Here is a 25,244-nt window from a genome sequence, read left to right as displayed (position 1 = left end):
GCCGGGAGGCATCCCATGCGTCTCACCGATCTGTTTCTGCCGGTTTTCGTCTACGTGGCCCAATTGCTCAGAGACCTGGAAGTGCGGCACCCCTTGTTTGGCGATGTGCAGGGGACGGTGAGCCGGCTCCTGTCGGCAACCGAAACCCCGGTGCGCCCGGGCGCGGGGAGCGCCGAGGAATACGATTTGGCGCGTTTCGCGGTCTGTGCCTGGGTGGACGAGATGGTGGCGGCGTCTCCCTGGGAAGACCGCCAGCTTTGGCTCAAAGAGCAGTTGCAGCGCACCTACTACCGCACGACTGCTGCCGGCGCCGAATTCTTCGAGCGGCTGGAGCGGCTGAGCCCGGATCAGGGGGAAGCCCGGGAGATTTACTACCTCTGCCTGGTCCTTGGCTTCACCGGCCGCTATTGCAACCCCGGAGACCAATCCCGGCTCGATGAGCTGAAAAACGCCCAACTCGCGTTGCTGCTGGGGGCGCCGGCGGTATCGGCGCTGGAGCGGGGGGATTTTCTCTCCGACTGGGGGAACCAAGCTCCCGGATCCGAGGCACCCCGGGAGTGCGCACGCACGCGGAGCCGGTTCTCCTCGCTGCCGACCATCCTTTGCCTGGGCGTACCGCCGCTTCTGTTCGCACTCCTGTTCGTGGTCTACCGCTTCGTTTTGACCAGCATCGGCGACAGCTTCCTTAAGGGGGTAGGCAACTGATGAACGTTATCTCCGGGAAAATCCTCAAACTTGCGGCCGTGGTAACCGGCGCCCTGTTGGCGCTGCTTCTGTTGGTTCAGGGCGCGGTAGCTCTGAAGTGGCCGCCCTGGGCGGGATTGTTTCTGGGCCTGCTCCTCATCGGCGTCTGCCTTGCCGTGGTGATGCTGCGCCGACTTTGGCTTTGGCGCCGCGAACGGGAACTCGCCGAGACCGTCTCCGATGCCGAACCGGCGCCGGCGATCCCGGAACGGGAGGCTGAGGAGCTGAACGCGCTCAAGACACAATGGAAAAGAGGCCTCCGCATCCTCCGGCGCTCCCATCTGAAGCGGCAGGGTAACCCCCTCTACGTCCTCCCGTGGTACCTGGTGATTGGCGCGAGCGGGTCCGGGAAGAGCGCCTGCCTGAGTAACTGCGGGCTCTCCTCGCATTTTCTCCGGGACGAGGACACCTCGGTCGGGAGTCCCACCAGGAACTGTGAATGGTGGCTCTTCGACCAGAGCGTGGTGATCGATACCGCCGGCCGCTATACGGTGCCGGAGCACGAGGTGCGTGACAAGGAGCAGTGGCGGCTCTTCCTGCGTCTGTTGCTCCGCAACCGGCGCCGGGAGCCGCTCAACGGCGTGGTGGTGACGGTCGCTGCGGATCAGCTGCTCCATCCAAACGCTGAGGAGTTGGCTGGTACCGGGAGGCTCCTGCGCCGCCGCCTCGACCAGTTGATGCGCGGGCTTGGCTATCGTTTCCCGGTGTACCTGTTGGTCACCAAGTGCGACCTGATCGATGGCTTCACCGAATTGGCTGCGGCCTTGCCGGCGAAAAGCTGTGGTCACCCAATGGGGGCCGTCAAGGACGAACTCACCACAGATGTCGGTGCTTTCCTGGAAACGGCGTTCACGACCGTTGCCGACAAGCTGCGCGCGCTGCGCCTCTACCTGCTTCGGCAGCATGGCATGCCGGCCGGTTCCGCAGTTTCATCCACACCGGTTGCGTTGGGGATGCTCCAGCTTCCCGAGGCTTTCGCTAACCTGAAACTCCCCCTGGCCCTGCTTCTGGCCGAAACCTTCGGGGTGAGCCCCTACCGGGAGACTCCGCTGCTGCGCGGCATCTTCTTCACCAGTGCCGAGCAAAACGGCGCCGCCTCCGCCGCTATCGAGCCGGCCTGCGGGTCCACACTGCCGCCGCGCCGGGAGGAGCCTTCACGGGGGCTCTTCCTGCACGATCTCTTCGCGCGGACCCTTCCGGCCGACCGGGCCTTGGGGACCCCCACCAAGAGGGCAGCGGAATGGCGCCGCGTCACCGACAACCTCGGGCTCGTGGCATGGAGCGTGGCGGGACTGGCTCTTTGCGGCTTGCTCACCGTGTCCTTTGCCAAGAACATCGCGGCAATCCGGCTGATCGCGCAGGATGTGACCGCCACTGCGGTCGCGGGCAACGCAGCTGCCGGAGCCGGTCCGATGCTGAAGTTTCGCGATGGCATCCTGGCGGTCGAAGAGCGGAACCGCCGCTGGTGGATGCCCCGCTTCGGGCTGAACGAAAGTGTGACGGTCGAAAGTGAGCTCAAGTCCCGCTTTTGCCGGCAGTTCCGGGAAGGCACGCTTGCCGCTCACGATGCGGCGCTGCTGCAGGCGGCGTCGTCGCTTGCGCCGGCCTCCCCCGACCGTGCCTATGCGGAACACGTGTTGCACCTGGCCCGGCGGATCAACCTCATTCGGGCCCGGCTCAAGGGAAGCACGGACGGCGAACTCCGGACGATGCCTCAACCGAGGGAGGTGACCGTGGTGCCCCCGGGAACCGGAGATCGCTTTGACTCCCTTTATCTCTCGTACCTGGGCTGGAGTCAGGATCCGATGCACCTCCGCCAGGAGCTGACCCTCTTCCAGGAGAGACTGAGACAACTGCTGGCGGTCAAGCGGAACCTGCAGTGGTCTTTGGCCCTGGCCGAGCTGGATGGGAAAACGCCTCCGGTCACCCTGGCCGATTTTTGGGGCGGGAGCCGGCGTGCTTCGGTCGAGCCGTCGATAGCACCCTACTTTTCCAATAAAGGGCGCCACCAGATGGAGGCGGTGCTGCATGAAATAGAGCTGGCCGTTCCCGCGCCGCAGGTGGCTGAGGCCCAGCGATCGGCTTTCGAAACCTGGTACCGCCAGGCGCGCAGGGCCGCCTGGGAAGCATTTGCTGCCGCGTTTCCCCGCGGGGCGGAGCGCCTGGCGGGGGAGCGGGAGTGGCAGGAAGTAGCCTCCCGGATGGCGAGCGATGAGGGGCCTTACGCTGCCTTTGTCAAACGGATCACCACGGAATTGGGGAGCGAAGCAATCGGTGCGGAGGTCCCGACGTGGCTGCGACAGCTCATCCGCCTGCAGATGTTGGCGTCTCGGGACGACGTTCCGCAGGCTTTAGGAAAAGCCACCGAAGGGGGGCGGAAGCTGCTTGCTTCCCTGGAACAGTCGGTCGGGCGGAAGGCCGATGCCAAGGAGCTCGAAGCGCAAGCCGCCGGGCAGCAGGCGCTGAGGAGTTACCGCGCGGCGCTTGCTGCCATCGTGACGTCGACCACCTCGCGCAACCAGGCATTCCAGGCTGCGGCCCTTCTTTTCAGTGAGGACCCCGCAGTGGGGAAATCCCCTTTCTGGACCGCGTGCAGCTCCGCGCGGGGTGTGGAAACCTCCCTTGCCCGCGACTTCGGCGGCAACGCGACGGTTTCCCGGCTGGTTACCGGGCCGCTCGATTTCCTCTTGAACTTCGTCCGGAGGGAGGCTGCCGGATCTCTGCAGAGTCAATGGGAGGAACAGGTGCTGGCCGGAACCCTCGGGCTGTCGGGGGCGCAGGCGACTCCGCTGGTCTTGGGGCCGGAAGGACTGGCCTGGAAGTTCGTCCGGGGGCCGGCCGCGCCGTTTATCTCACGCTCCGCCGGGGGATACCGATCCAAGCCGGTTCTCGGGGCGGGCCTTCCCTTCGAGGGGGCATTCTTCCAATTGCTGGAGCGGGGAAACCAGGTCCAGGCTGCGGCTCTGACCCGGCAATCGAATTACGCGGTGGGGATCCAGGGACTCCCCACTGACGCCAACCCGGAAGCGCGCGTCAGGCCCCATGCAACGCGACTGGAGCTGCATTGCGCGGCAGGTTCCCAGCAGCTTGCCAACCTGAACTACCCGGTCGGGAAGACCTTCAACTGGTCCCCGGAAGGCTGCGGCGACGTGCAGCTGCAGATCGAGGTCGGGGACCTGGTATTGACCCGCAACTACCCGGGTCCCCAGGGGTTCCCCGAGTTCCTGCAGGCGTTTTCCGGCGGGCAGCACACCTTCACCCCGAGGGACTTTCCAGGAGAGCGGTCGGCACTGGAAAGGATGGGAATCCGGTACTTGAGAGTCGCCTATCACCTGACCGGAAGCGAACAGGTGATCAAGCAGGGAGCCGGGGCGGCGGCGGGCCAGATCCCCCGGTACATTGCCCGGGGGTGGAGTAATTAACTCCTGACAGGTGTTGGTTAGGTGGAGGTATTCATGGACTTCTCGGCACTTGGTAGGGAAGGCATTTCGGCCGGTCGGCCGTCGGGGGACGACGTCCGCTACCATCCGCTGTTCGACCAGTTACAGGCGGAGGTCGACAAGTCCTCGCTCCCGTCCTTGGCGGGGTCGGTGGAGTGGGAAAAGGTGGCAAGCTACGCCGCCGAGATCCTCTCCTGCCATTCAAAGGACCTGCTGGTGGCAAGTTACCTGGCGGTGGGGCTCATGCAGAGCCGCGGGGTGGAGGGGCTGGCGGTCGCCTTGAACGTATACGCGGATCTCCTCCAATACCATGGAGCGGCGCTGTTCCCCCAGCGGATGCGGGGGCGGGTCCGGGCGGTGGAGTGGTGGCTGGAGAAGTGCGATGTTCACCTGCCGGAGCTGAATGCAGCGGTAACCGCAGCGCAGCTCGCCGAGCTGGAAGAGGGGCTGAGCCGCCTGGAGCGGCTTATGGTCGAGCACGTGCCGGAGGCAACCCCGCTGCGGCCGCTGCGGGAGTTCCTGGAGCGAGCTGCCGTACCAGATCAGTCGGATCAGTCGGATCGGTCGGATCGGTCGGATCGCGATGCCGAGGCGGAGCCGCTAGTTCTAAACCCACCCGCCACTGATCCCATCGCCGATGTCTTGCCCCGGCTCCGGGAGGCAGCGGCCGCCCTGCGCCGAGGTAACCCCGCTGCCCCGCTCGCTTACCGGTTGTCACGGCAAGCCGCCTGGCTGTCGGTCACCACGTTGCCCCCTGCGGAAGGGGCGAAAACCCGCCTCGCTCCACCTCCGTCCGCTGCTTCCTCCCGACTGGCAGATTTAGGCAAGAGCGCCGACCTGGCCTGTTACCTGGACGCCATTGAAAGCCTGCTCGACCAGCACATCTTCTGGCTCGACCTGAACCGTCTGGCAGCCGAAGCCCTGGCGGGGCTCGGTGCTTCTGACGCCGCGACAGTCGTCGCCCAGGAGAGCTCCTTTCTGCTCCAGCGGCTTCCCGGAGTCGAGGCGCTCGCCTTCTTCGACGGCACTCCGTTCGCCGATCCTGCCACCCGGCAGTGGCTGGGAAATGACGTTGCACCGGCCCCTTCCCCCGTCGCGCCGGTTGCACTGCTTGGTGCCGAGGTGGATTCAATCACCCAGCAGACGCAGCAGTCGGTGTCTCTCATTGCTGAGGGGAAGTTGATCGAAGCGATCGAGGGACTGCAGCGCCAGCTGGAGTGTTGCAGCTCCCAGCGCGATCGGCTGCAGTGGCGGGTGGCGCTGTCGCAGGTGCTGGTGGAGACCGGCCGGACCCGGCTCGCCCTGCCGCACTTGGAGCAGGCGGTTCGGGACATACAGCGGTACCGGCTGGAGACCTACGAGCCGGAGCTGGCACTATCGGTTTTGAAGCTTGCCTGGCGCGGGTTTTCGATGCTGGAGGATCCGCCATTCCCGGAGCAGGCGCGGGAGGTGTTGCACCGGATCGCGCGGCTGGATGCAACGGAGATGATCCGGCTGGCAAAGGAAGGAGAACGCAGCTAACCAACGAGGATAGGAGGGGACCATGGGCAAGGACGGATCAGTTGCACCGAAGGAAAGAGTCAACATCGTTTACCGGCCGGCCGAAGGTGATGGCCGCGAGGAGGTAGAGCTGCCGATGAAGCTCCTCGTCGTGGGAGATTTTTCCGGTTCCCCGGATCCGCGGCCGTTGGAGCGGCGGGAGCCGGTCGCCGTTAACAAGGACAACTTTAACGAGGCGATGCGGATCCACGAGATCTCCCTGCAGTTTTGCGTGCCTAACCGGCTTTGCGACAAGGCGGACGACGAGCTCGAGGTGGCCTTGCAGTTCGCGGCCCTCTCCGACTTCGCACCGGAGGCCGTTGTCGAGCAGGTGCCGCAGTTGAAGCGGCTCCTTGAGCTGCGTGAGGCCTTGCGTGCCCTGAAAGGACCGCTCGCGAACCTCCCCGACTTCCGGCGCACCCTTCAGGAGCTTCTCTCCAATGACACTCTGCGGCCCAAGCTGCTGGCCGAGATCACCGGGAAAGATTGAGGAGGCCGCTATGAGTTCCAACAACGGGATGAAAACGGTTGAGGTTACCTGCCTCGATGAGAAGAGCTCACTCCTGGAACATATTCTGCGGACCACCCGCGTCGAGCCGGAGCACGAGGCTTATGCGGTCACCAAGCGCGGCGTGGAGGCCCTGGTGACGCTGATGCTCGAGCCGGGACGGGAAGAGGTGAAACCGTCGAAGGCGGTCCTGGACTGCGCGATTGCCGAGATCGACCGCAAGCTCTCGGAGCAGCTCGACGAGATCCTGCATCACGAGGCCTTCCAGAAGCTGGAGTCCGCCTGGCGCTCGCTCGCCTTTCTCGTGGACCGGACCGATTTTCGCGAAAACAACCGGATCGAGCTGCTCAACGTGACCAAAGAGGAGCTGCAGGACGATTTCGAAGATGCCCCGGAGGTCATGAAGACGGCCCTGTACCAGACGGTATATTCCGCCGAGTACGGGCAGTTTGGCGGCAAGCCGTTCGGGGCGATCGTCGGCAACTTCGAATTCGGTCCCGGCCCCCAGGATGTGAAGCTTTTGCAAAACATGGCTGCGGTCGCCGCGATGGCGCACGCGCCGTTTCTCGCCGGAGTTGCGCCGCAGTTTTTTGGCTGCGACGACTTCACCACCCTTCCCAATCTCAAGGATGTCGCCTCTATTTTGGAGGGGCCGCAGTACGCGAAGTGGCAGGCGTTCCGGGAGACCGAAGATGCCCGCTACGTAGGTCTTGCCCTGCCGCGGTTTCTGCTGCGCCTCCCCTTTGGTGCGGCGACCGATCCGGTGCGGGCCTTCGACTACGAGGAGGCGGTCACCGACAGCCACCAGCGTTACTGCTGGGGCAACGCCGCGTTTGCCTTCGCCACCCGGCTCAGCGAGAGTTTTGCCAACTTCCGCTGGTGCGCCAACATCATCGGCCCGCAGGGAGGCGGAGCGGTGCACGACCTCCCGCTGCACCAGTACGAGGCCCTGGGGGCGCTGCAGACCAAGATCCCGACCGAGGTCCTCATCTCGGAACGCCGGGAATTCGAGCTCGCCGAGGAAGGCTTCATCGCCCTCACCATGCGCAAGGGGAGCGACAACGCCGCCTTCTTTTCCGCGAACTCGGTACAAAAGCCGAAGTACTTCGGCACCAGCAAGGAGGGGAAGGAGGCGGAGCTGAACCACAAGCTCGGGCTGCAGCTTCCCTACGTCTTCATCGTGAGCCGGCTCGCCCACTACCTGAAGGTGATCCAGCGCGAACACATCGGGAGCTGGAAGGAGCGCGGCGACCTGGAGAACGAGCTGAACCTCTGGATCCGCCAGTACGTCTCGGACATGGACAACCCGATGCCCGGCGTACGCAGCCGGCGCCCGCTGCGCCAGGCCGAGGTTGCGGTGAGCGAGGTCCCCGGCGAGCCGGGGTGGTACCGCGTGGGCCTGAAGGTCACCCCGCATTTCAAATACATGGGTGCCTACTTCACGCTCTCGCTGGTGGGGAAACTGGAGAAGGAATAAACGAAACGCTGCCGCAAGGCGAACACTACTAACCGTTCAGGGGAGGATACGTCATGGCAATGCCGGCACATTTAACCATTCAAGGCGAGAAGCAGGGAAAGATCGAGGGATCCTGTGACATGCAGGGGCGTGAAGGGACGATCCTCGTTTACGCGATGGAGCACGACATCAGCATTCCCCGCAGCCCTACCGACGGGCTGGCGACGGGGAAGCGGGTGCACGGCCCGCTCAGCGTAACCAAGGAGTACGACAAGAGTTCGCCGAAGCTCTACCAGGCACTTTGCACCGGAGAGCATCTGAAGAACGTCACCCTCAAGTGGTATCGGATCACGAAGCAGGGGACCGAAGAACACTATTTCACCCATGTTTTGGAGGATGCCATCGTCGTCAACATCAAGCCTTCGATGCCGGTGACGCTGGTAGCGGCGAACGAGCCGTACCGTCACATGGAACAGGTATCGTTCACCTATAAGAAGATCAAGTGGACCTGGGAGCCCAACGGCATAGAGGCCGAGGACTCCTGGGCGGCGCCGAAGTAAGGTTGCCAGGTGTGGTGCCCTCCTCCGTGGGAGGGGGAGGGCATGCTTGAGATTACCATCTATTAAGTGAGGCAGCTATGAATAAACTACCTTGTTTACTGATAGCTATTGGATGCCTTCTTTTTTGGGTAAATCGCGTTGATGCGAAGTCTGATTTTGTCATTATTTCTGAAAAACAGTGCTATCCGATCGAAATCTCACAGGCCAATCGTCTGCCATCTGAGTTCCAAAAATATATTAATTACACAAAGAAATGTGATGTTAAAGATCAGAATAATGTAGAAACTAAGTTGTCAATTGTCTCAATCTGGGTTGATGAATACTATCTATCATTTTCTGCCGCCGGACGTACTCAAAGATGGGAAAACTTTCCACTTCCTGTAATTGTGACTGATAATTTTAAAGTTATAGGACGTTTGCCGGAGATTTACCCAAGAGACGATGTGACTGAACCAGAAGTTTTTTTTGGCAAATGGGAAAACGGCATGCCCAAAGAAATACGTATCGATGTGACTAACCCAGCAGTCGATGGAGATTATTTTTATCCTCCAATATTTTGGAACAGTATTACACAGCAATATGAGATGAAGAAGGGTGAGGTGATTCATGGCAGAAGACGATAGAAATAAACTTGAAAAACTGAAACTTGCTAGTGATGAAGCTTTTGTACTTTATCCAAAGTCGTGCAGCCATGCAGTATGGTATGTTATTAAACAATACAACCCAGACCAGCCATATCTTGTTGCGAATGATCTCGTAGAGATGATTTCATCAAGTCCTGATTGGGAAGAGGTTTCACTTTCTGAACTCAGTGCCTTAGCAAATAGAGGAACGTTGGTAGTGGGCGGAGCTAAAGAGAGAGTACACGGTCATGTAATAACTGTTTATCCTGGAGACGAGAAGCCAAGGGGGGGGTATTTTTTCCTAAGTTCTAAGTCGGGCAAAACTTCGTTCATGAGGGAAGATGGTATGTATGCACGGGCCATGTCGACATCTAGGGGGGGGTATGCCGGTGCAATCAGTAAAGGTGACAAGACAGTTAGAGACCCTTGGGGTGGCTTAGCATTCAAAGAGGTGAGGTTCTGGAAGTTTGTAGGTAAGAATCGAGATAACGCTGATGATGATCCTCTGTCGCTTACCACCAGATGGGAACGGGGAGCCAGGACCATTACTCAGATCGTAATCCCCACCCGTAACCCCGAAGCTATCAAACGATGGAGATTGGAATCAGACCCCACACAACCAATCCTTATGCAAACAGACATTCATGTGCGGTGGCAACGATAGGAGTGGGTGATGAATTTCGACGTGGAACCAGTCCATCGAAAATTTACATTTTCCTTCATCGGTGCTGATGCCGCAGTGTCGGTCCAAGCGTTTACGGCAAGAGAGGCAATCTCAACTTGCTTTTCGGTCGAAGTTTCCCTTGTTTCGGAAGATCCGCTGGTGTTGTCGGAATTGATGGGCAACCCGGCTGTTCTGAAATTGTGCGGAGATTTCGATGTGCGCTACTTTCATGGAGTCGTCAACGAACTCCGCATCGCGGGGCGGAATGGACACTTTTACCTCTATGAAGCACATCTAGTACCAACTGCTTGGACTCTTTCTCAAAACATGAACTTCCGCATTTTTCAGGAACAATCTGTTGTCGAAATTACTCATGACTTGTTGGGGAAGTTGATGCCTGCTGACTCGTACGAGTTCAGGCTCGTCCATGAGTATGAAAAGGGAAGGTATGTTGTCCAGTACGGAGAAAGCGATTGGCATTTTATAGCAAGGCTTCTGGAGAGCGAGGGAATATTTTACTTCTTTGAACATGCCGCTGATGGTCATGTTCTAGTTGTTGCAGATGATCCTACTGCATATAAACATATCCAAGGAGATCCGTGCCTCGCATGTCATAACGATGCTGGCTTGGTTTCTGAAAATGCAGTTGTTTCAGTTTTTAAAAGTGCTCAACGACTTGCGCCTGGCAAGGTGACCCTGCGTAATTACAATTTCAAACGTCCTTCACTTGATATGACAACTCAGATGAAGACTCAGGAAGGTGAGGTTGAGATCTATCACTATCCTGGCAGTTACCGAATTCCAGAAGAAGGGAAGCGGTATGCCAAGATTCGACTTGAGGAGAGAAATACCCTCTCAGATTTCGCGGAAGGCCATAGCAATTGTAAGCGGTTCACTGCCGGGTTCTCATTCATCCTTAAAGATCATGATCAAGACGCTCTCAACACCGATTATGTCTTGGTCGAGGTAGTTCACCGAGGGGGTCAAAACCATGTACTCGGCGAAAACTCTGGTATCGGCGGTGATTCTTCCTATCGTAACGAGTTTCTTGCAATTTCAGCGACAAAACCGTTGCGGCCGGAAAGGATAATCGCAAAACCGACTGTGGCAGGCATTCAAAGCGCCGTTGTAGTCGGTCCTCCCGGCGAGGAGATCTACACCGACGAGTACGGGCGGGTGAAGGTGCAATTTCATTGGGACCGCGAGGGTAAAAAGGATGAAAAAAGCTCTTGCTGGTTGCGCATCGCGCAGCCCTGGAGCGGCCAGAGCTGGGGGGTGATCGCCATCCCGCGGGTAGGTGATGAGGTTCTGGTCGCCTTTATCAACGGCGATCCCGACTGGCCCATCGTCATCGGCAGCGTCAACAACGCCCTTTCTCCGGCGCTCTATCCGCTCCCCGCCAAAAGGTGCCAAAGCGGCATCCGCACCCGCAGCTATCCCAACGGGGGTCGGGACAACTTCCATGAGCTCCGCTTCGACGACAGCAAGGGGCGCGAAGAGATCTACCTCCAAAGCGAGCGCGATTGGAACATCCATGTGAAACACGACAAGAAGGAGGATGTCAGTCACGACGAGACAGTTTCAGTGGGAAATGATCGTGCAAAAAGAGTGAATAAGAATCAGACGGAAACTATAGGAGTCAATAAAACGATCCACGTGGGGGTTGATCACACGGAGAGTATCGGCGCCAATATGCACCTTGGTGTTGGCGCCAGCAAGAACGAGCACGTCACGGTCAACTCCTCGGAGACGGTGGGCGCAGCCAAGGAATTGACTATCGGTGGCCTCTATCAGGTGACTGTCGGTGGGGAAATGAACGAAACGGTGGCGTGTGCAAAGACGGAAGAGGTCGGCTTGGCGAAAGCGGTCTTTGTCGGAACCACGATGACCGAAAAAGTCGCCGGCGGGAAAACAACAACGGTTGGAGGTGACTGCTCAGAGGCAGTTAGCGGACGATACTCTGCCAAAACGAACGAATATGTCATCGAAGCCTCCAAGATCACGTTGAAAGTCGGCTCTTCAACTATCGTAATCGATGAAAGCAGTATCACCCTCAAGGCTAAAAAGATATTCAAAAACTGAGGGTTTCGGAGGTGCTGCCATGAAAGATCGAGTTGGCCCGTCCATACCTTTTGAAAATGCTTCACGGGAGCCTCTGTCTGGCCAGACGGAGACGCAATGTCTGGATGAGGTTCGGGTAGACGGAAAGCGAGTAATCTTCCATGCCGAAGAAGAAATTGTTTTGCAGTGTGGAAAGGCGTCCATAACTCTTACTTGTGAAGGCAAAGTTATCATCAAGGGGGCTTACGTGCTCAGTTACTCTTCTGGAGCAAATCGAATAAAAGGAGCCTCCACCTCCATAAACTAGCGTGTAAGTGATCATGACAATACAAGAGATTGTTCATGAAGTATTGAATGAAGCTGGATTTCTGCGGATGCTCCGATCCAAGTCAGTCCGTGCCCCTCAGATCTCGCTTCGAGACCTGATACTTCTTGACGAGCGTCTGGAGGCCCAGATCGATGTGCTTCGTGTCGCAGGTGATGCCGCCTGGGACCGGTGCGAGACTGCGCTCGCCGGCGCCGATCCTGACTTCACCTTCGCCGCTGCTGTTCTCGCCTTCGAAAGCGGCAACGAAAGCCGCATCGACCACGTCCTCCAAACCGCAGGGGAGGATCCGGACCAAGCCCGCGTCATCATTTCCGCCCTGGGATGGATAGAGTTCGAGAAAGCAAAGCCGCAGATTTACCGGCTGCTTACGACACCATCACCATTTCGACGCTATCTCGGTATCGGCGGATGCGCTGCGCATCGCCATGATCCGGGAAGCCATCTCAATACCGCCGCCTACGACTCCTCCTCGCTGGTCAAAACCCGCGCCCTCCGCGCCTTTGGGGAGATTGGTTGCTTCAACAACATCCGTTTCTATCCCCTGCGGCAGCAGTTGGCGGCAGCCGAGGATGGGATACGGTTTTCCGCGGCATGGTCCTTAGCCTTAGCAGGGGATGACGAAGCTGTTGAGGCACTGAAACCGTTTGTCGCTGATCCACGATTCGGTGAAGAGGCACTGAACCTCCTCCTACGGCGGCTCAAGCCGGCGACCGCTGTGGTCTGGCAGCATGAACTCGCCGCATCCCCTGCCAGAGCCCGGCTTGCCGTCCTTGCGGCGGGCATCGTCGGGGAAGTGTCCGCCGTACCGTGGCTGTTGGAGCAGATGACAGTTCCCGAAATGGCGCGGTGTGCCGGTGAGGCGTTCACGATGATAACCGGTGTCGACGTAGCCGCCGAGGGACTGCAAGGTCTTCCGCCCGAAGGCTTTGCCGCGGGTCCCACTGATGATCCTCAAGACTCCAATGTGGAGCTTGACCCAGATGAAGATCTTCCCTGGCCTGAGCCATTTTTTGTCGGGGTTTGGTGGCGAAATCACCGGAGAAATTACCAAAATGGTGTGCGTTACCTCTTAGGCAAACCGATCGTGCCGGATCAGCTCCGGCGCGTTCTTCTGGTGGGGGGGCAGAGACAACGTGCGGCGGCCGCTTTGGAACTTGCATTGATGGAGCCGGGACGCCCACTTTTCAACGTGCGGGCTCCAGCCTTCAGACAGATGGTGACCAGCGATGGCCATGAAAGAGTTAATCATCACAGCTGCAAATAGCATCACTGCGGTGGGGCTCGACGGGGCCATGACTGCTGCTTCGGTTCGGGCTGGAGTTTCGGGCTTTGCAACCCATGACGACTATGTCGACCAAAACGATAATCCTATAACGGTGGCGCCTATCACCGGAATTGACGACGGCAATCGAGATACTTCAGCCCGCAAGGCTCTCATCGCCCGGAAATGCCTGACCGAGCTGCTTCTGAATTACTTCAGCAACGGGGCGCGTCGGCCCGCAAAGATACACCTCTTCTTAGGCGTCTCCCCGCTGCTGCGACCCGGTCCACGTTACGAGGAGCGCTGCAGCAGGCCGTTGGTGAAACTCCTCCGCCACTGGAGCAACTCGTCATCGATTGAGCACGTGCCGAATGGCAATGCATCCTTTCACTACGCCGTTGACCTTGCGGCTCACCTTCTCGAAGGCGATGCCGACGCCCTTTGCGTGATAGGCGGGGTCGACTCGCTTATCAGGGAGTCGACGCTGAACTGGTTCGAAGGTGCGGGCCGTCTTAAGTCGGAAAGCTACGGCCGACACGGTGGTCTGATTGCCAGCGAAGCGGTTTCCTTTGTGGTCGTGGAAGACGCATTACGGGCCAAGGCTGGTGGGAGGCCGGCATTGGCGCGGATAGTTCGCCTGGGGTTGGCGGAGGAACGGAACGCCCGGGCCTCTGATGCTTCCAGCACCGGTACCGGTCTTACCGAGGCCTGCCGTGCGGTACTTGAAGGAACTTCAGGAAACGCAATTGCTGCCGTGCTGGGAGATTTGAATGGCGAAGCAAGCAGGGCCATGGAGTGGGTTTGCGCCGACATGCGATGTTTTAAAGAGTGCCTTGAAGGGCGGAGATTTTTGACTCCGGCAAAGAGCTATGGTGACATCGGCGCCGCCAGTGGCGGGGTACTCGCGGTCGTCGCGAGCCAAGGTTTCCTACGGGGGTGGTTGCCTTCGCCGGTCCTGGCGTTTTGCTCCGATGATCACGGTTCCTGCGGTGCGGTGATACTGGAGGCTCCTCGTTAGTGGCGCCGAACGGCCTCTTGTCAGCGTAAAGGAGGTGTGCAGGTGGGGAAATCGACGGTATTCGTCAACGGCCAGGGGATGTCGAGCAGCAAAAGCGACGCGATCACCGTGAGTGGCCCTGATGTCTGTCTCACACCGGCGGGACCGGCAATGGTTCCGGTACCCTACATCAACGTGGCGAAATCTGCGTCGCTTGAGAACGGCTCCAGGACGGTGAAAGTCAACGGCGGCATGGGCGCGATAGACGGGTGTTGCTACAGCAAGAGCACCGGTGACGAGCCCGGCAGCGGCAGGGGGGTGGGATCGGGTACGGTCGGAGGAAAAGCAGAATTTGCCAACTGTTCGTTCGATGTGACGGTGGAAGGGAAAGGCGCCTGCCGGAACACCGACCTGATGACGCAAAACAACAGAAATGCGATCGGTATGAACCAGGACACTTCCGCGCCTCCTCCGGTCGAGGATCTCAAGGAGAAGCCGCAGAAAGGGACTTTTCAATTCAGGGTGGTGGAGCATCTCTCGTGGGATGAACGCTCAAAGAGCTACAAAATAGGCCATAAGGACAACAGGCCAATCCCCGGGCTGAAGTTCAAGATCCGGAAGCTTTCCGACGGCAGCGATGTAGAAAGGATTACCGATGACAACGGCGTGATCGAATTAACCGCTCAGGATCCAGATTCGTTGTTTGAGATCACCTTTGAACCTGAAGATGCTCAATTGAACAACAAATACTATCTGTTTTACAACAAGGTTTTCCAATTGGAAAAGAAAGTAGGTAACGCCACGTCCGATGATCGGAAGACGCATATGGAGCAGAATGATCCGAAAGGCCAGACATTGAAGTCAGTAAAATCGAAGCTTGCTTGCGACGGTTTTCATCAGATCAGCATTCTGCAGTATTCGGTTGTGGTTGATTCTCACATGCACATCGAGAGTGGCCGCTGCGCACCGCTGCAATGGATGCAAGACCTCAGCGTCTTGACTAAAAAGGCGACCCGAAGATGCCTAGAAAATGTTGGCGAATTTGGGGGGTACCTGATCGAAGCAGGTGGCCTAATCTACAGATTATCCGAATTATTTTGGAATCCGATGGCTGGATGGAGAGATTTGCAGAAGGATCTAGAAGAAAATGACGGTAGATACAAGTCGCCAACGCGCCACATAAGAAACCTTACGCAGCAATCGTCGAAATCAACAGAATTGATAGCAGACGACTTCATTGGCAAAAGATCAAAGGTGTATGAGTGGCTGCAAAAAGAAAGATTGTATTCGGGCATATCAAATCTCATGGTTTTTAGTGTGGTAATGACCATGGACATGGAATATGCCCACGTGGATGGGTACTTCGGGCTGAAACTCTATAATGCCCTTTACAGGACATTGGAAGACATCGAAAAACTGGAACCTTGCGCGTACTGGTGTCCAGTGCACGGCCACTGGGAAAAGCAGCCACCGCCGTTGAAGGGGACCTATGTCAAAGAGAAGATTGTCAGAAATGAGGATGGTGATGTTTATCATAGAACAGGCTCAGATGGACATCCCGCTCATCCGGTGTTGCAGAAGGATTTTCAGTCAGTCGAGAAGGCAACGCTGGTGGGCTCTTATTTTGATACCAACACCAATAAGACAGTTCAGGTTGCAATAGATTCGGTTCCCGTCCTTACCTCCTCTGATGAAACAAAAAAGTACGAACAATGGGAAAAACAGTTAAAGAATACCGAGCTTGCGGTGTTGAAGTACCCGTTGAAGTTTCTTCCGATGTTTCATTACGACCCCCGAAGATGGCAGCCTGGCAACAGTAATGACTTCCCGATGCGGCAGGTTTCCGATGAAGGGCTATACCTGGGGTTCAAAATGTACACAGCCCAAGGCTACCGTCCCCTGGACAGACGATTGCCAATAATGAGGGACTTTTACGAGCAGTGTTCGGCCCGTCGAATTCCCATCATGAATCACTGCACACCCGATGGGGCGGCAACGTTCGAGAGGAAGGAGTATATGAAATTCGTACACTGGAACGACACCCGCGAAGACAAATGGCAAGAGTCGAGGGATGCCGAGGCGTATTTCAACGAGCGTTTCGTTTCACCACACGCATGGCAGGAGGTGCTAGATCGATATGATTTACATCTATGCCTTGCACACTTCGGAGGTCCGACGGAGTTGGGCATGCATTGGAATGAGGACCTCATCGATATGATCGAGAGCGGGGACTATCCCAATCTCTATACCGATATCTCATCGTCCTTTGCCTGTGACGCCTTCCGTAACAATTTCAAGTCAATTATCCAGAAACACCCCCGATTAAGGGACCGCATCCTGTTCGGAACCGACTGGTACATGACCCTCTCCTACAGCGTTCCTTTCGTCGGGAAAGACTTCAAGCAATATTGCAGGGACACCAAGAGATGCCTTGATGACTTCGATACGAGCCTGTGGCCACGGTTCACACAATATAACCCTTTCCGTTTCTACCGGCTGGATGAGCAGGTACCAAGACTTGCAAAAAACTTTATCGAGAAGAGGCGCTTGCCTAAGATTATAAAAGAACTTAAACCAATAAAACAAGAAGTCATCGATGAAATATTGAAAGTTGCTGCATATTTCACAGTAGCTAACAGAAGCTTCACTGCATGTGAGGAGGCAAAATCATGAGATACAAAATTAAGTACTCAATGACAATGATCGTGCTTTTGTTATCATTTGCTGGTGTTACCCTATTGTGTTCAGGTGCTAATGGAGGGAAAAGTATGCAAAACAATCTTTATCACCTCAAAGAGGCAAAGTCATTACATCATATTGAATATAATCTAAATGCTGGATTGTTTCGGCTTGCAGCGGTAGAGAATATTTCGATATTTGCTGTGCCACAACCTAATTCTGTTGGTAGTAATGACATTAATAACTCAATAACTATATTTACTTTCGGTAAAACATCTATGCACCGTCATACATATTTCAAAAATGCTGTTGAAGATATAGGCGGTGGAGGACAGTACCTACCAGTTATTTCTCCAGATCTAATTGGATTCGGCCAAACAAGGGCTTTTGAGATTTATGATTTTAAAATGAATCTGCATCGTGAGTTTACCATTGTGTCATCACTTGGAGGCACCATCGAAAAAATTGCTATTGCTGATGCACAACGTCGACACTTTATATTTGATATTGAACGACATAGTGGTAGGTCGCACGATCCTTGGGATACCTCTTCCACGCTGCACCTGATAGATTTAGGAGGTGAAAATATAAAAGTAATTAAAAAACTTGACATTGGAAGTGCTACAACCTGGACATTGGCGGATAATAAATTGTTTTTATATGATATCGGCAAAGATATATTTAAAGTTGTAAATTTAGAATTTGAAACAGTAAACCATCCGCTTTTGGAGATAGTTAAAAAAAATAAGCTAGTTATAAATTTCACCAGAGTTCATTTGCATCCTTACCTTCCATTTGCAATTTTTGAGGCGGGTGAAAAGGACGAAGTAGTTGTGACGTGGGATCAAAAAAGAAGCAGCACCCCACAAAGTCTATTCGGCCAACACGTTACATCAACAGAATTCGATTTCTCTCCAGACGGGAACTGGGTCGTGTTTCAGGTTGGAGGGGCGATGGATGATAAGAAAACATACCTTATGCCCGTTTCAGAAAGGTACCCATTTTACCTGGGTACTCCAATGAAACTAGGAGACGTTTGGTTCAATGCGGGCCGCTTCGCATGGACCACTAATCCCGTCAGCTTTGTCGGCTGCTTTCTCGAGGATATCTACCGCTGGGACCTGTCCAAAGAAGCGCATCCTGAGTGCAAGCGTGCCACTTTCCACGACTGCGTCGTGGAGGAGGACCTGCAAAAACTTGCCAAGGAAAGGCGCCAGGGATTGGGGGCGAAGGGGAGATAACCCCAGCTGCATCTGACAGGTGCGTCTATGGAAGTTGTAAATACCACTACATTGGCGAATACTGCGATCACCCTCCCGGACGGCAAGAACTGGTCACTGCTTGTGGTGATAAAGGGGACGTGGCAGCTCAGACACGACGGAGCGCTCGCGCTGGCTGAAGAGCAACAGCCGGTACTGCTTTCTCCCGTCTACTATGGGGCTCCTAATTCATCCAGCATTAGGTATGACAGTGACCTTCTCCTGGAGAAGCCGGGAACCGACTGTATCCTCAACGGTCATGCGTGGGCTCCTAAAGTAGGTGTAGCCGCGGTCGACGTTCTTTTTGCCGTCGGTCCAGTGCGGAAAAAGATACGGGTATTCGGCGAGCGGTTCTGGATGAAAGCGCTCTGGAAGGTTGCCCTTTCCCGACCGCTGCCATTCGAGCGGATCCCTCTGGTTTGGGAACGGGCATTCGGAGGCGTTGACGCGAGTTGGCCCGACCCGGCATGTCACGAGCATTTTGTGGAAAATCCGATCGGACGCGGCCTGCGTGCGAAAAAAAGCAAGTTGCCGGTCGACGGCTTACGGCTCCCCAATCTTGAGGATCCCTCTTTCCTTATCACCAAGCTTTCCGACCGCCCCGATCCGGCAGGGGTGGGTGTTATCCCACCCCACTGGCAGCCGCGCGCCCGATTCGCCGACAAATACCATGAAGTATGGCGGGAATCCAGATTCCCCCTGCTACCCGAAGGGCAGGACCTGCGCTTCAACGCCTGTGCCGCACCAGGCCTCACGACACCAAACTTTTTGACCGGTACCGAACCAGTCGTTGTCGAAAATGCCGCAAAACAGGGCAGGCTTTCCTTCCGCTTGCCGGGAGTGAAACCGGAAGTAACGGTGCGCCTGGCAAACTCGGAAGAGGAACTGCCGATAGAGCTTGATACAGTGATTGTTGAGCCGGACGAGGAGAGGGTGGTGCTGGTGTGGCGAGGAAGGCGGGTCGTGCACCACCCCGGCCAGGAAATTCGGCAAGTAACTATCCGGATGCAAAACCTCTAAGGTGGCGCCATGATACGCGAACGACTGCTGGAGCGAATCGCCTTTACCGAATCGGATCCCCAGCGGCGGGAGCCGACGGACCATCGGCGGCTGACCGACTCCATCTGCGTCCACCTGCAGCGCATCCTCAACACCCGCCAGGGTGCCGTTCCTATCGCCCCGGATTACGGGGTGCCTGATTTTCTCGACTTCCTCCAGAATTTTCCCGACTCGGTGCGGGAAATCGAACAGAACATGCGGCAGGCGATTGAGCGGTACGAGCCCCGTCTGGAAAGGGTGCATGTTTGCTTCATCCCTCAGGACCAGGACCTGCTTTCGCTCCGGTTCCACATCGATGCCCAGGTGCGAGACGGCCGCTCGACGCGGCTTAGTTTTGAGACCATGCTCGAGACGGGCGGCAAGATCACCGTGCAGCATTGAACAACAGGAGGGCTGAGCCGATGACCATGCGCTACTTTCAGGAAGAGCTGGCCCTCCTCAAGGAACTTGCCTCCGAGTTTGCCGCGGCCCATCCCGCTTTGGCGCCGATGCTCGGCGGCCCCTATGCCGATGCGGATGTGGAAAGGCTCTTCGAGGGGGTGGCTTTCCAGAACGCTTTGCTGCGCGAAAAGCTGGAGGACGACTTCCCCGAGCTGATTAACGATCTGGCCTTGCTCCTCTGTCCGCAGTTTCTCCGGCCGATCCCTGCGACGACTACCGTTGCCTTCTCCCCTCATCCCAGCATGGCAAAACCACTCACTATCCCGGCCGGAGCCCAGCTGGGCTCGTTGCCGATTGATGGAACGAGCTGCCTCTTTCGCACCTGCTGGAGTATCCAACTGCACCCACTGGAACTGCTCGACGCTACCTTCGCCCAACCTGCCGGAACGCCGCCCGCTGTCGTCCTGAGCTGCCAGCTCAATGGAATCACTCTTGACGACTGGCAACCCGAAGTCATCAGCTTCTTCCTTTGCAATGATTATCCGGCCGCTTCCAACCTCTACTCCCTGCTGCGTCGCCAGCTGCGACGGATCGTCATTGCACCCGAAGCGGGCGGACGGGCGGTGGAACTGCCTCCCGACTGCCTTGTCGAACGAGGACTTGCCGGAGAGGACGCGGTGATACCGTATCTGCCCGAAGCATTTCCGGGATACCGGCTCATTCAGGAATATTTCCTGGTTCCCCAACGGTTCCTCTTTTTGGATCTGGTCGGATGGGAGTGCTGGATTGATCGGGGCAGCGGCTCGCGGTTCACCGTGCGCCTGGAACTGGAATCCTCCGCCGGACCCGCCCAGCGCATCACGCGCGACAACGTGGTCCTCTTTGCCGTGCCGGCCGTGAACTTGTTTTGCCACGACGCGGTTCCGGTCCGGCTGGATCACCGCAAGGAACGGTACCGGGTGCGTCCCGAAGGGCTGACGGCGGCCCAAGCTCAGGTCTTTTCCGTCGATAAAGTTTTCGGGCTGTCCCCCCAAGGCTCCCGGAAACGCTGCTTTCGACCCTTCCATCTTTTCGGAGCTTCCTCTTCCGATGAGCCGGTGTTCCATACCAGCCTGGTCAAATCGCCGGTAAGCGGTGCGCTGGACCATTTTGTCTCGGTAACCTATCCCGCTTCGGGATCGCTACCGGAGCCGGAAACCCTCTCCATAGCGATCACCTGCACCAACGGATCACTCGCCGAGCGGCTGCGGGTCGGCGACCTGTCTCATGCCACCGGTCTGTCGCCGGAATTCACCTCGTTTCGCAATGTAACCCCGGTCACCCCGGCCGTCATGCCTCCTTTGGGGGAGAACTCTCTCTGGCGCCTGGTATCCCTTTTGGCGTTGAACGGCTCTTCGCTGGAGAGCGCAGAGAAGCTGCGCACGCTCCTGGCGCTGCTCCTGTTCGATGAGCAAAACCGGGACCGTGTGGCGGTGGCGGCGAACCGCAAGCGCATCGACAGCATCGAGGATCTGGTAGCGCGTCCTGCGGAGCGTTTGGTGCGGGGCGTTCCGATCCGTGGTCGCGAGATCTCGGTTCGCATCAGAGGCGATGGCTTTGCAGGGGGAGGGGACCTTTATCTGTTCGGGGCGGTCCTGGAGCGGTTCCTGGCCGGATATGCCACCCTCAATTCCTTTACCCGCCTTGCCCTCCACGATGTCGTCAAAGGAGACACGATCCAATGGCAGCCGCGCCTCGGACATCAACCTCTGCTTTAGAAGCCGAACTGCTCAGCAGGGGGCATGAGTTCTCCTTTTTCCAGGCGATGCGCCTTTTGCATTTGCTGGCGCTCCAGCAAGGTGAGGGGAGCACCCCATTGCACGTCTACGCTCGGCCCGAGGCAAGTCTCGCCTTTCCTGCCGGTGATGTCGTCAACGTCGAGAGGCGAGACGACGGCTATCGGATCGATGCGACCTTTCTAGGTCTCTATGGATCGGCGTCCCCGCTGCCGGCCTTCTATTCCGAAGAAATTCTCGCAGGGGCATCCGCCGACAAACCGGCAGCCCGGGAATTCCTCGACATCATCAACCACCGTCTGTTTGCCCTGTTTTACCAATGCTCCCTCAAGTACCGGCTCTTTTACAACCTGGCCCAGCAGGAACGGAGCGAGTGCCTGGTGCGGCTCCTCTGTCTGATCGGGATGGGATCGGCAAATAGCGGTGAGATAGCTCAACGAAGAGAACTGCTACGGTTTGCCGCGCTGCTCTCGCATCATCCCCGTTCCGCGTTGGGGCTTGCCGCTCTTTTACGACAGGCCTTCGGTGTGCCGGCGGACGTGATCCAATGTGAGCCGCGCCAAGTGGCGGTTCCTCCGGATCAGCGGCTGAAATGCGGCGTATCCGGGTGCACTCTGGGAGAGGATGCGGTACTCGGCTGCGAGGTTGCCGATCGCTCCGGCAAGTTCCTGGTCCGGCTCGGCCCGTTGGACCGTGAGCAGTTTGCCGTACTTCTTCCAGGTAGCGAGGCGTTTCGACAGCTCCGCTCGCTAGTGGAAATCTACCTGGTTGATCAGCTTGAGTGGGATGTGGAGTTGATCCACCGGGTGGAAGATCTTCCCGCGACGGTTCTCGGATGTGAATGCGGCGGAAGGCTCGGCTGGGATACCTGGATCGCTCCTGATGCAGTTCCAGCTGAGCCATCAGTTATGTTTTCTGGTAGGGGATAACTATGGACGAATTAGAGACGGGTTGCATCTCGATTATGCTAAGATCGCCCCACGGAGAAACCTCTATGAGCAAGCGGTCCAATCTCTGAGGGAAGACGATATGCGTGAAATCCTGCAGTCCTTTATTGATAGATTCTTCACCGAGCCACCCAACCGTATCAGCCATGAGAGCGGCCCGTTCTTTGAACCGGCACTGATTGGAGTCGCCGCGGCAACCGATCCGATCTGGCTGGACTTCAAGGAGGTGGTCGGCGTTTTTCACCTCACGCCGGCGGAGATGGTCGCCCACTGTTGCCCGGATGATTCCTGGCAGTCGCGGTCCGTTATCTCCTGGGTACTGCCGATTTCGGAACGGACCCGGGAGACGAACCGCCGGCAGGAGCTTTGGCCGTGCAAAGAGTGGGTGCTGACCGCCAACCGCGGCAACGACCTGTTGCTGCAACTGAAGGCACACCTGGCGGCGTTTCTGACCGCGCGGGGACACCGGGCGGTGGCGCCGCAGCCGGTTACCATCCGGGAACCGATCGACGGGGTGGAGGTGGCGGTCGCATCGACCTGGTCCGAGCGGCACGTCGCCTACGCCGCGGGCCTGGGCACCTTCGGCCTCAATGGTGGTCTCATCACGTCGCGGGGCATCGCGCACCGCTGCGGCAGCCTCATTACCGATGCCGTGCTGGCACCGAGCCCGCGTCCTTCAAGCGATGCCTACGGTTACTGCCTGCACCGCCGGGAAGGAACCTGCGGGGCATGCATTGAGCGGTGCCCGTCCGGCGCGCTGTCCACCGCGGGCATCGACAAGGCAAAGTGCCGGCACCGCATCTACGGTGAGGCGCCGCCGGTTCTCATGGCGCGCTACGGCCTGACTGCCGACCAGTGCAAAACCGGGAGCTGCGGCCTGTGCCAGACTAAAGTCCCTTGTGAGGCGGGAATCCCCTGAAAACCAGCATCGGCGTCCATCGGTGTTCATCGGCGGACCGTTTCGTAAAAACAAAAGCCCTTGGGAAGATTTCCCAAGGGCTTTTGTCGTCAGTCACACCTACGCCGAACGTCGAACGTCGAACGTCGAACGCCGAACGCCGAACGCCGAACGCCGAACGTTTTTTGCCGTTAGAAGTACCGCTTGAGCAGACCGGCGAAGGCCTGGCCGTGACGGGCTTCGTCCTTGCACATCTCGTGGACGGTGTCGTGGATCGCGTCGTAGTTGAGCTGCTTCGCCTTGGTGGCGAGGGCTTTCTTGCCCATGCAGGCGCCGTTTTCGGCATCGACCCGCATCTGCAGGTTGGTCTTGGTGTCGGCCTTCACGACTTCACCGAGAAGCTCGGCGAACTTGGCGGCGTGCTCGGCTTCTTCGAAGGCGATCCGCTTGTAGGCTTCGGCGACTTCCGGGTACCCTTCACGATCGGCCTGGCGGCTCATCGCGAGGTACATGCCGACTTCGGTGCACTCGCCCATGAAGTTCTTGCGCAGACCTTCGACGATCTCCGGATCGACGCCGGCGGCAACGCCGATCTTGTGCTCGTCGGCCCAGGCCAGAGCGGAGTCGTCTTTGAGGGTGAACTTGTCGGCGGTAGCCTTGCAAAGCGGACATTCAGCGGGTGCGGTTTCCCCTTCGTGGACATAGCCGCAAACAGTGCAGACCCATTTCTTCATTTACTGCCTCCTTGGTGTGTTTTCAGATTGGCCTTCGTTGAGGCCGTATGATGCCTCGCTGCGCCGGTCGTTCCGGCGGCAATCAAGACAGAAATTTGCAATCAGGAATGGTTCTCAATCAGGAATCATTCCTAGTTTGTGGGCAGAAAAAAAGGCAATCAGCTGCGGCAGGGGGCGCAGATCCCGTAGTACTCGAATCTCCCTTCCGAGATGGTGAACCCGGTCAGCGTTTCCACCTCGTTTTGGAGCGGCGGCACGAAGTCGAAGTCGACCACCCGGCCGCACCTGGTGCAGAGCAGGTTGACATGGCTCTCGGTATCCATGTCGTAGCGGTTGTCCATCCCTTCGAACTCGAGTTCCTTCACCAGGTGCAGGGCTTTGAGCATCGCGAGGGTGGAGTAGACCGTGGAGAGGCTGATGCTCGGGTGCAGCTCCCGCGCCGCTTGGAAGATGGCGCGCGCCGAAGGATGGCTCAGGTCCCGGGTGATGATGTCGACCACGGTGCGCCGCTGCGGGGTCAGCTTGAACCCCGACTGCCGTACTCCGGCGAGGATGCTCTTTTTGATCCGTTCCCGTTTGATGGGGATGCCTCCAGTTCGGAATCATTCCGGGTTGGAGAAGTATCAAATTCGAAGTTGCGTGTCAACATTTTTTAGGATAAAAAAACTCCTATTGGTCATCAAGCCTCCCGGCTCCCCACCGCGATGCACCTTTTCTGCCCGAAAATGCCGTATTGCCGGCGGGTTGCCGACCGCAAAAACCGGTGCCGGCGGCGCCGCACTACTCTCGGGCACCCGCGTGGTGCCCCGGAGCGGGGAACCGAAAGTGGATGAGTCGGCGGCACCGACGGAGCAGATCCTTGCATCTGAAGCAGGATGAGTAATACTTGTGAGCCGGTTTGTCTGGAAAAGGGGCGGTCCTGAGTGAGTTCATCGGCATCCGGAGCACGAAACAACCAATGAGAGCAATCGTTGCCGTCATAATCGTCGTTTACCTGTTCCTGCCCCCGCTGTGCTATGCCAATCCCTGTGACTCGGCAGTAGGGGCAACGCATGGGACCTATGCCATTGACGGCGATTCCGGGAGCGACAGCGCCACCGATTCCGATTCCGACGGCTGCGAAGCCTCCGGCTGTTGTGCCGATCACTGCCTTTCAAGCTTTACCTGGTACCGCCCGCAACTCGCAACCTATCCCCCCGCGTATTCCCCGCACGGCTATCCCGATTCTGTTTCCCGGGAAATCTACGTTCCTCCACGCATCTCCTTCGCCTGACATCCTTCTTGCGCAACCTCCGGGACCGCGCCGGCGCAGCGTGCCTCGATCACGCGGC

21 protein-coding genes are annotated in these 25,244 nt (G+C 57.7%); 19 read left to right on the top strand and 2 right to left on the bottom strand.

Going from position 1 to position 25,244, the window contains the following annotated elements; all coding sequences use genetic code 11:
• Nucleotides 1-15 precede the first annotated feature (15 nt).
• The 18 genes from JFN93_RS07440 (at nt 16) to JFN93_RS07350 (ending at nt 23,200) form a co-directional block, all read left to right on the top strand.
• Complete coding sequence (locus tag JFN93_RS07440; RefSeq protein ID WP_199383375.1) at nt 16-705, top strand: DotU family type IV/VI secretion system protein; 690 nt, start codon at nt 16-18, stop codon at nt 703-705.
• Complete coding sequence (locus JFN93_RS07435) at nt 705-4,166, top strand: type VI secretion protein IcmF/TssM N-terminal domain-containing protein (RefSeq protein ID WP_199383374.1); 3,462 nt, start codon at nt 705-707, stop codon at nt 4,164-4,166. The genes JFN93_RS07440 and JFN93_RS07435 overlap by 1 nt, the downstream gene beginning before the upstream one ends.
• A 33-nt stretch (nt 4,167-4,199) precedes the next feature.
• A complete protein-coding gene (gene tssA, locus JFN93_RS07430) occupies nt 4,200-5,705 on the top strand; it encodes a type VI secretion system protein TssA (protein ID WP_199383373.1) in 1,506 nt (501 codons plus the stop codon).
• Nucleotides 5,706-5,727: 22 nt separating this feature from the next.
• Nucleotides 5,728-6,213 carry a type VI secretion system contractile sheath small subunit gene (gene tssB / locus JFN93_RS07425; RefSeq protein WP_199383372.1) on the top strand — a complete coding sequence of 162 codons (486 nt, stop codon included), beginning with the start codon at nt 5,728-5,730 and terminating at the stop codon, nt 6,211-6,213.
• A 10-nt stretch (nt 6,214-6,223) separates the two neighbouring features.
• Nucleotides 6,224-7,708, top strand: coding sequence for a type VI secretion system contractile sheath large subunit (tssC, locus tag JFN93_RS07420; protein WP_236021575.1), 1,485 nt, complete (start codon nt 6,224-6,226; stop codon nt 7,706-7,708).
• A gap of 53 nt (nt 7,709-7,761) precedes the next feature.
• Nucleotides 7,762-8,247, top strand: a complete 486-nt coding sequence (locus JFN93_RS07415) for an Hcp family type VI secretion system effector (RefSeq protein WP_199383371.1) — start codon at nt 7,762-7,764, stop codon at nt 8,245-8,247.
• A gap of 77 nt (nt 8,248-8,324) precedes the next feature.
• The gene (locus tag JFN93_RS07410) at nt 8,325-8,870 is read left to right on the top strand and encodes a hypothetical protein (protein ID WP_199383370.1); all 546 of its coding nucleotides are present in this window, start codon (nt 8,325-8,327) and stop codon (nt 8,868-8,870) included.
• Complete coding sequence (locus JFN93_RS07405; protein ID WP_199383369.1) at nt 8,854-9,534, top strand: hypothetical protein; 681 nt, start codon at nt 8,854-8,856, stop codon at nt 9,532-9,534. Before JFN93_RS07410 ends, JFN93_RS07405 begins: the two co-directional genes overlap by 17 nt.
• 9 nt (nt 9,535-9,543) lie before the next feature.
• Nucleotides 9,544-11,616, top strand: a complete 2,073-nt coding sequence (locus JFN93_RS07400) for a type VI secretion system Vgr family protein (protein ID WP_199383368.1) — start codon at nt 9,544-9,546, stop codon at nt 11,614-11,616.
• A 299-nt stretch (nt 11,617-11,915) separates the two neighbouring features.
• On the top strand, nt 11,916-13,187 hold the full coding sequence (locus tag JFN93_RS07395; protein ID WP_215907711.1) for a TIGR02270 family protein: 1,272 nt from the start codon (nt 11,916-11,918) through the stop codon (nt 13,185-13,187).
• Nucleotides 13,150-14,202 carry a 3-oxoacyl-ACP synthase gene (locus JFN93_RS07390; RefSeq protein WP_236021574.1) on the top strand — a complete coding sequence of 351 codons (1,053 nt, stop codon included), beginning with the start codon at nt 13,150-13,152 and terminating at the stop codon, nt 14,200-14,202. The genes JFN93_RS07395 and JFN93_RS07390 overlap by 38 nt, the downstream gene beginning before the upstream one ends.
• 42 nt (nt 14,203-14,244) lie before the next feature.
• A complete protein-coding gene (locus JFN93_RS07380; RefSeq protein ID WP_328753641.1) occupies nt 14,245-16,854 on the top strand; it encodes a PAAR-like domain-containing protein in 2,610 nt (869 codons plus the stop codon).
• Complete coding sequence (locus JFN93_RS07375; protein ID WP_199383366.1) at nt 16,851-18,101, top strand: hypothetical protein; 1,251 nt, start codon at nt 16,851-16,853, stop codon at nt 18,099-18,101. The genes JFN93_RS07380 and JFN93_RS07375 overlap by 4 nt, the downstream gene beginning before the upstream one ends.
• A gap of 27 nt (nt 18,102-18,128) precedes the next feature.
• Nucleotides 18,129-19,139, top strand: a complete 1,011-nt coding sequence (locus tag JFN93_RS07370; RefSeq protein ID WP_199383365.1) for a DUF2169 family type VI secretion system accessory protein — start codon at nt 18,129-18,131, stop codon at nt 19,137-19,139.
• Between the two features lie 9 nt (nt 19,140-19,148).
• Nucleotides 19,149-19,559, top strand: a complete 411-nt coding sequence (gene tssE / locus JFN93_RS07365; RefSeq protein ID WP_199383364.1) for a type VI secretion system baseplate subunit TssE — start codon at nt 19,149-19,151, stop codon at nt 19,557-19,559.
• Nucleotides 19,560-19,579: 20 nt separating this feature from the next.
• Nucleotides 19,580-21,316, top strand: a complete 1,737-nt coding sequence (gene tssF, locus JFN93_RS07360) for a type VI secretion system baseplate subunit TssF (RefSeq protein ID WP_199383363.1) — start codon at nt 19,580-19,582, stop codon at nt 21,314-21,316.
• Nucleotides 21,280-22,263, top strand: coding sequence for a type VI secretion system baseplate subunit TssG (gene tssG, locus JFN93_RS07355; protein WP_199383362.1), 984 nt, complete (start codon nt 21,280-21,282; stop codon nt 22,261-22,263). The genes tssF and tssG overlap by 37 nt, the downstream gene beginning before the upstream one ends.
• 100 nt (nt 22,264-22,363) lie before the next feature.
• Nucleotides 22,364-23,200, top strand: coding sequence for an epoxyqueuosine reductase (locus JFN93_RS07350; RefSeq protein ID WP_199383361.1), 837 nt, complete (start codon nt 22,364-22,366; stop codon nt 23,198-23,200).
• A gap of 170 nt (nt 23,201-23,370) precedes the next feature.
• Here JFN93_RS07350 and JFN93_RS07345 read toward each other — a convergent pair whose 3' ends face one another.
• Both JFN93_RS07345 and JFN93_RS07340 read right to left on the bottom strand, forming a co-directional pair.
• A complete protein-coding gene (locus tag JFN93_RS07345; protein WP_199383360.1) occupies nt 23,371-23,913 on the bottom strand; it encodes an NADH peroxidase in 543 nt (180 codons plus the stop codon).
• Between the two features lie 158 nt (nt 23,914-24,071).
• The gene (locus JFN93_RS07340; protein WP_268898796.1) at nt 24,072-24,434 is read right to left on the bottom strand and encodes a Fur family transcriptional regulator; all 363 of its coding nucleotides are present in this window, start codon (nt 24,432-24,434) and stop codon (nt 24,072-24,074) included.
• A gap of 437 nt (nt 24,435-24,871) precedes the next feature.
• Here JFN93_RS07340 and JFN93_RS07335 point away from each other — a divergent pair, with 437 nt between their 5' ends.
• Entirely contained in the window at nt 24,872-25,186 is a 315-nt protein-coding gene (locus tag JFN93_RS07335) for a hypothetical protein (protein WP_199383358.1), read from the top strand.
• The last annotated feature ends 58 nt before the right edge of the window (nt 25,187-25,244 follow it).

The sequence above is a fragment of the Geomesophilobacter sediminis genome, assembly GCF_016458275.1.
GTDB classification, from domain to species: Bacteria; Desulfobacterota; Desulfuromonadia; order Geobacterales; family Geobacteraceae; genus Geomesophilobacter; species Geomesophilobacter sediminis.
The sequence above is the reverse complement of the archived record's forward strand: the minus strand, read 5'-3'. Positions and strand labels throughout refer to the sequence as shown.